Origin of the sequence: Dickeya sp. NCPPB 3274 (assembly GCF_000406205.1) — a bacterium.
In the GTDB taxonomy this organism is placed as follows: Bacteria; Pseudomonadota; Gammaproteobacteria; order Enterobacterales; family Enterobacteriaceae; genus Dickeya; species Dickeya fangzhongdai.
This window is the reverse complement of record NZ_CM001979.1, coordinates 2,551,644-2,557,723: the sequence shown is the minus strand read 5'-3', so window position 1 is coordinate 2,557,723 and position 6,080 is coordinate 2,551,644. Positions and strand designations below refer to the sequence as shown.

General features: G+C 63.2%; 5 protein-coding genes and 1 pseudogene. 4 read left to right on the top strand and 2 right to left on the bottom strand.

Translation table 11 applies throughout. From position 1 onward, the window contains the following. Positions 1–45 precede the first annotated feature (45 nt). Positions 46–270, bottom strand: a complete 225-nt coding sequence (locus DXX3274_RS11610; protein ID WP_042859911.1) for a SymE family type I addiction module toxin — start codon at positions 268–270, stop codon at positions 46–48. A 57-nt stretch (positions 271–327) separates the two neighbouring features. Then, on the bottom strand, positions 328–666 hold the full coding sequence (locus DXX3274_RS11605) for a helix-turn-helix domain-containing protein (RefSeq protein ID WP_050569864.1): 339 nt from the start codon (positions 664–666) through the stop codon (positions 328–330). A gap of 132 nt (positions 667–798) precedes the next feature. Between DXX3274_RS11605 and DXX3274_RS11600 the strand changes: the two are divergent. From DXX3274_RS11600 to DXX3274_RS11585, 4 genes and pseudogenes are all read left to right on the top strand, one after another. After that, a pseudogene (locus DXX3274_RS11600) lies at positions 799–4,018 on the top strand (CHC2 zinc finger domain-containing protein). After that, complete coding sequence (gene xerC, locus DXX3274_RS11595) at positions 4,005–5,114, top strand: site-specific tyrosine recombinase XerC (protein WP_042859909.1); 1,110 nt, start codon at positions 4,005–4,007, stop codon at positions 5,112–5,114. The pseudogene DXX3274_RS11600 and the gene xerC overlap by 14 nt, the downstream one beginning before the upstream one ends. A gap of 34 nt (positions 5,115–5,148) precedes the next feature. Beyond that, positions 5,149–5,412, top strand: a complete 264-nt coding sequence (locus DXX3274_RS11590) for a type II toxin-antitoxin system ParD family antitoxin (protein WP_042859908.1) — start codon at positions 5,149–5,151, stop codon at positions 5,410–5,412. Beyond that, positions 5,409–5,720, top strand: coding sequence for a type II toxin-antitoxin system RelE/ParE family toxin (locus tag DXX3274_RS11585; protein WP_042859907.1), 312 nt, complete (start codon positions 5,409–5,411; stop codon positions 5,718–5,720). The genes DXX3274_RS11590 and DXX3274_RS11585 overlap by 4 nt, the downstream gene beginning before the upstream one ends. Positions 5,721–6,080 lie beyond the last annotated feature (360 nt).

Below are 6,080 nucleotides of genomic sequence, written 5' to 3'. Positions count from 1 at the left end.
TGATACCGATCCCGGCCCTTGCGCCGGGATCTTTGTTCTTACCGGTTAGATCCTAATCTCCGCCTCAATCACCAGCCGCCCGCGCTCGACGGTGACGGTAACGGGCTGTCCGGTGTTGAAGCCGAGATCTTCCAGCCAGCGGCCCTTCAGCGTGAGTTGCGGCGGCGGGTTGCCCTTCATGCCATTAGGGGCGTAGCCGACGGTGTAATGCCGTTGGGGTTCTTTTGCTTCAGTTGCGCGGGGTTCTGACTTAGAATCGCGTCCAGCCATAGTAACTACCTCGTTTAGTTGCTTGTGGTGAGCGGTTGGAGCAGGTTGCCGCCTGTTCTAACCGCGCTCAGTGATCTGTTTAGCCTGGTACTTCAGTATCATCCCATCCAGTAACGCCTTGATAATCCGGCGCTCTTCTTCCGGCATTCCGCTGACGGCCTCAAACTGCAACGCCAAATCATCAGACGGGCCACGCTCGTGGTCATCAAACACCAATCCATCCAGCGAGACCCGCAACACCTTAGCCAGCCGAATCAGGGCGTCTAAGGTGGGTTGCGCCGACCCCGCCTCATAGCGGCGTATCTGGTTGACATGAATGGAGGCGCTGTCGGCTAACGCCTGTTGAGTCAGGTCGGCGGCCTTGCGCAGTTGTATCAGACGAGCAGGAAAGTTCATCGGTAAGAACCACAAAGTTGACGTAGCCATACTGTAACCTGTCCCTCTAATACTGTTTGACAAATACACAGTATAAGGTATCTAATTAAAACATTAAACGGTTATTGACGGGTTTTTACGGGAGCAGCAGAGATGGGACGAATGACACCGGCAGAGCTGGAACAACTGAAACGCGGGGTGTCGCTGCGGGCCGTGGCGCAGTCTCAGGGTCATACACTGAAAAAGCAGGGGGCGGACAGTTATGTGTGCCGGTGCCCGTTCCATCAGGAAAACACGCCGTCCTGCGTCATCACGCCGTCGAAGAACCTGTACCACTGCTTCGGCTGCGGGGCGTCGGGGTCGGTGCTGGACTGGCTGCAACACACCGAGCGGCTGACGTATCCGCAAACCCTGCTGCGGCTGCGGGAGCTGGCCGGGACAGCCTCTTCTTTAGCCGCCGTCCCTGTCCCCGCCTCGTCGCCCCGCCAGAAACTCGCCGATCTGGATGATGACGGTCAGGCGCTGCTGAATCAGGTTATCCAGTTCTACCACCAGAGCCTGCTGGCGAGCGCGGAAGCCCAGCAGTGGCTGGTCAGTCGCGGGCTGGCTCATCCTGAACTGGTGAGCCACTTCCGGCTGGGGTTCGCCGGTCATCACGGTATCGGCGGCAGCGCGGGGCTGCTGCCGTCCTCGTCGAGTCAGGAAGGAAAACGGCTGCGCGAGAAACTGGCCGGGCTGGGGGTGCTGCGCGCCGCCACCAGACAGGACCACTTCCGGGGCTGCGTGGTGATGCCGGTGGTGGGCTGGGCGGAGTCGGCGAGCGTGGCGCAGCGGGGCCGGGTGATGCAGTTGTACGGGCGGCGGGTGCAGCCGGACCACAAAATCCTCAAAGGCTCGCCGAAGCACCTGTACCTGCCGTCGCCACTGGCCGGGGTGTGGAACGAGGAAACCCTGAAGGCGTCGTCAGAGGTCATCCTGTGCGAGTCGCTGATCGACGCGATGACGTTCTGGTGTGCGGGCTATCGCAATGTGACGACAGCTTACGGGGCCAACGGTTTTACCGCTGACCATCTGGCGGCGTTGCAGTATCACGGGGTGAAGCGGGTACAAATAGCCTATGACCGGGACGAAGCGGGCGACCGGGGCGCGGACAGTGTGGCGGCGGAGCTGCTGGAAGCGGGTATCGAGGCGTGGCGGGTGCGGTTCCCGCCGGGGCTGGATGCGAATGCGTATGCGCTGAACAGCGGCAGCCCGGAATCGGCGTTAGGGCTGGCACTGGAGCAGTCGCAGTGGATGGGAAACGGGTCCGGCCCCGGCGTGGTGTTCCGCGCTGACACGGTAGTAAACGGTGAGTCAGAACCTTCTTCCTTAGCCGCCCCGGCGGGCGTACCGGCACCGACGGTGGCGGGGGAGTTAACCGCGTCCGGCGACCTGCTGCTGACCCACGGCCCACGGGTGTGGCGGGTGCGCGGCTGGCAGAAAAACACCGTACAGGAGGTGATGAAGGTCAACGTGCAGGTGCGGGACGCGTCAACCGGCGCGCTGTATGTGGACTCGCTGGACCTGTACAGCTCGCGGCAGCGTCAGGGCTATGTGGCGGCGGCCGCGGCGGAACTGGGCTGTGAAGCGTCGGTCATCAAACGCGAATGCGGGCGGGTACTGCTGATGCTGGAGCAGCAACAGGAGCGTCAGCGGCAGGCGGCGGAGCAGGCCGAACGCGCTCCGGCGGTCACGGTCAGCGCGGAAGACGAGGCGGACGCACTGGCGTTACTCACATCCCCCGACCTTGCGGCGCGTATCGTGGACGACCTCGCGGCCTGCGGGGTGGTGGGGGAAAGCACCAATCTGCTGACCGGGTATCTGGCGGCGACGTCGCGCAAGCTGGATAAACCGCTGGCCGTGCTGATACAGAGCAGTTCGGCGGCGGGAAAAAGCAGCCTGATGGACGCGGTGCTGGGGATGATGCCGGAAGAAGAGCGTATCCAGTACAGCGCGATGACCGGGCAGAGTCTCTACTATCTGGGTGAAACCTCGCTGCAACACAAGATACTGGCGATAGCCGAGGAAGAAGGGGTCAGGCAGGCGGCGTATGCGCTGAAGCTGTTGCAGTCGGACGGGGAACTGAAAATCGCCAGTACCGGCAAGAACGAGCAGAGCGGCGAGCTGGTGACGCGGGAATACCGGGTGCAGGGGCCGGTGATGCTGATGCTGACCACCACGGCCAGCGACGTGGATGAAGAGCTGCTGAACCGCTGTCTGGTGTTGACGGTGAACGAATCCAGAGAGCAGACGCAGGCCATCCACGCGATGCAACGCCACGGTCAGACGCTGGCCGGGCTGCTTCAGTCATCAGAAAAGCAGTACCTGACGACGTTACACCAGAACGCGCAGCGGCTGCTGCGACCGCTGAAGGTGGTCAATCCGTATGCCGACCGGCTGACGTTCCTGTCGGACAAGACCCGCACCCGGCGCGACCACATGAAGTACCTGACCTTAATCCAGGCCATCGCGCTGCTGCATCAGTACCAGCGTGAAGTGAAACGGGTGACGCACCGGGGGCAGGTCATCGAGTATATCGAGGTGGAAAAAAGCGATATCGCGCTGGCCAACCACCTGGCCCACGAGGTGCTGGGCCGGACGCTGGATGAAATGCCGCCGCAGACGAGGAAGCTGCTGGTGTGGCTGAAGGGCTGGGTACAGGAGCGGGCGCAGGGTCAGGCGGTGAAGGCGGACGAGATACGGTTCACGCGGCGGGACGTGCGGGCAGCGCTGGGCTGGGGTGACACGCAACTGAAAATCCACCTTGGCAGGCTGCTGGAAATGGAATACCTGCTGCTGTTCCGTCGCGGTCTGACGTATGAATACGGGCTGCTGTGGGACGGTGACGACAACGGTGGGGCGCACCTGTGCGGGCTGCTGGAGGTGGAAGACGCGACCCCGGAGACAGAGGGCAATGCCGACCGGTCGGGGTATGGTCGGCAGCCGGTCGGTGGGTGAAAAACCGGTCTCAGGCCAGACGGCACAAGGGCTGACGGCAAAAGCGGTCGGGTCTGAGCCAGACACGGTAATCAGGGGAAAAGAAAAATCGCCTGCCGTGCCGCTGCCTGCGAGTAAAAACGGCGTGGCTGAGGGCAATGCCGGCCGGTCGGGGCTGGAGGTCACTCAGTCGGCCCCCGGTCGGGGTGTGGTCGGCAGCCGGTCGGGGCATGAAAAACTGGTGTCAGGCCAGACGGCACAAGGGTTGACGGCGGAACCGGTCGGGGTGAAGCCGGATACGGTAAACAGGCGGAAACAACAATCGCCATCCGCGCCGCTGCCTGCGGTCGGCGATACGCCGGTTGAGAACGCGGGGGTGACACATGGCCAACCGTAAACCGCGTGCCGATGCGCTGCTGACGGTGGATGAGGTCTACAGAAAGCCCATCGGCCCGGCCAGTGACCCGAAGAGCCTGTACGCGCTGCTGCTGCGGTTCGTGGCGTGGCGTCGGGAGCGGAACTGGTCAGAAACCACGCTGAAGACGCAAACCCATCATCAGTACCGGTTCATCCTGTGGGCGGCGGAGCGCGGGCTGCACTATGGCCGGGACATCACCTTACCGATACTGGAGCACTATCAGCGTCACCTGTACCAGTACCGCAAACCGAACGGGGAGCCACTGAGCACGCGGACGCAGCGCAGCCAGTTGGGGCCACTGGTGGTGTGGTTCGGCTGGATGACACGCCATCATCTGCTGCTGGCCGACCCGGCGTCGGGTCTGGTGTTGCCGCGTCTGGAAAAGCGGCTGCCGCGCCATATCCTGAGCGTGGCGGACGTGGAGCAGGTACTGGCGTTGCCGGACCTGACCACGCTTCAGGGCATCCGTGACCGGGCGCTGATGGAGCTGCTGTGGTCAACCGGGATACGGCGGGGTGAAGTGGCGATGCTGGAGGTGTACAGCGTGGATGCGAGCCGGCATATCGTGACCATCGTGCAGGGCAAGGGGAAGAAAGACCGGGTTATCCCGGTCGGGCAGCGGGCGCTGCGCTGGCTGGCGTATTACCTGCAGGCGGTGAGGCCGCAACTGCTGGTGAACCCGCACTGCCCGGCGCTGTTCGTGGCCCTGGATGGCATCGAGGGACTGACGCCGAACGGCATCACCACTCTGGTGAGTCACTACATCAGGGCATCGGGGATAGCGAAGTGGGGAAGCTGCCACCTGTTCCGTCACGCGATGGCGACGCAGATGCTGGAGAACGGGGCGGACCTGCGGTGGATACAGGCGATGCTGGGCCATGCGAGCGTGGAGAGCACGCAAATCTACACGCAGGTGAGCATCCGGGCGTTGCAGGCGGTTCATGCGAGTACCCATCCGGCGGAGCAGCCGGACAGTGATGAAACCGGGCTGCCGGCTGACCTGATGGCGGATGATGACGCGCATCAGGACGAAGGGGTTGACGGCGCGGCAAAGGAAGAAAATACTAACAGATAGTAATAGATATTATCCTGTGTGGTTGGAGGCAATGATGGCAACCAGTATCGCGTTAAGTCCGTACTTCGAGCAGTTTATCCGCGAACAAATCGACAGCGGGCGTTACAACAATGTCAGCGAAGTGGTACGCGCCGGGCTGCGGGCGCTGGAAGAGCGGGAGCAGCAGACGAAGCTGGATGCGCTGCGTGCGGCGGTAGAGCTGGGCGTGAACAGCGGGCCGGGCAAGGAGGCGCAGGCGGTGTTCGGTCGTCTGTCGGAGAAATACCGCCGGATGGCGGAAGGTGAGCAGCCGGAATGAACGTGAGCATATCGCCGCTGGCCGAGCAGGATATCGAGGCGATAGGCGACTATATCGCGCAGGATAATCCGGTACGGGCGGTGAGCTTCGTGGAAAGCCTGTACCAGCAGTGCATCCTGATAGGCGAAAATCCTTGGCTGTACCGTGAACGCCCGGAACTGGGGCGCAGCATCAGAAGTTGCAGCTACGGGCGTTATCTTATCCTGTACGGCACAACGGAAACGGCGGTGCGGATAGAGCGTGTGCTGCACGGTGCGCGTGATATCGACAGTCTGTTCAGTGCGTGGCCGGACAGCCCCAAAAGTTAGCGCTCTCCGGTTGAGTGCGGCGGGAGCGGGTTCGGCAGACAGCCCGTGGGGCTGACTGCCGTCATGCCACGTCGCGGGCGGGGCGCGGCGCGCAAGGCTTCGCCTTCCGCTGTCGGCGGCGGTGTTCCTTCTTCAGCACTCAGGTCAACCCCCAACCCCCAAGAAGAAGTCGGCCCGTCGGGCCTCCGCTGAAGGGCGTTACCTCGCCCCCGCCCCAACCCCGCTGCACTGGCTGCGCCCGGCTCGCAGTCGCAGGCTCCTTGCTCGTTCCCGTGCTCGGCCCCCGCCGGGGGCCTCCCCGGTGGTCGCCTTGTGGGTTGCTGTCCGGCGTGGTCATGCAGGCGCGCTGTCTCCTTAACC

Excerpts from the sequence above, each read along its gene's own strand:
- DXX3274_RS11610 (WP_042859911.1), bottom strand. The coding sequence starts at position 270 with ATGGCTGGACGCGATTCTAAGTCAGAACCCCGCGCAACTGAAGCAAAA.
- DXX3274_RS11605 (WP_050569864.1), bottom strand. The coding sequence starts at position 666 with ATGAACTTTCCTGCTCGTCTGATACAACTGCGCAAGGCCGCCGACCTG.
- xerC (WP_042859909.1), top strand. The coding sequence starts at position 4,005 with ATGGCCAACCGTAAACCGCGTGCCGATGCGCTGCTGACGGTGGATGAG.
- DXX3274_RS11590 (WP_042859908.1), top strand. The coding sequence starts at position 5,149 with ATGGCAACCAGTATCGCGTTAAGTCCGTACTTCGAGCAGTTTATCCGC.
- DXX3274_RS11585 (WP_042859907.1), top strand. The coding sequence starts at position 5,409 with ATGAACGTGAGCATATCGCCGCTGGCCGAGCAGGATATCGAGGCGATA.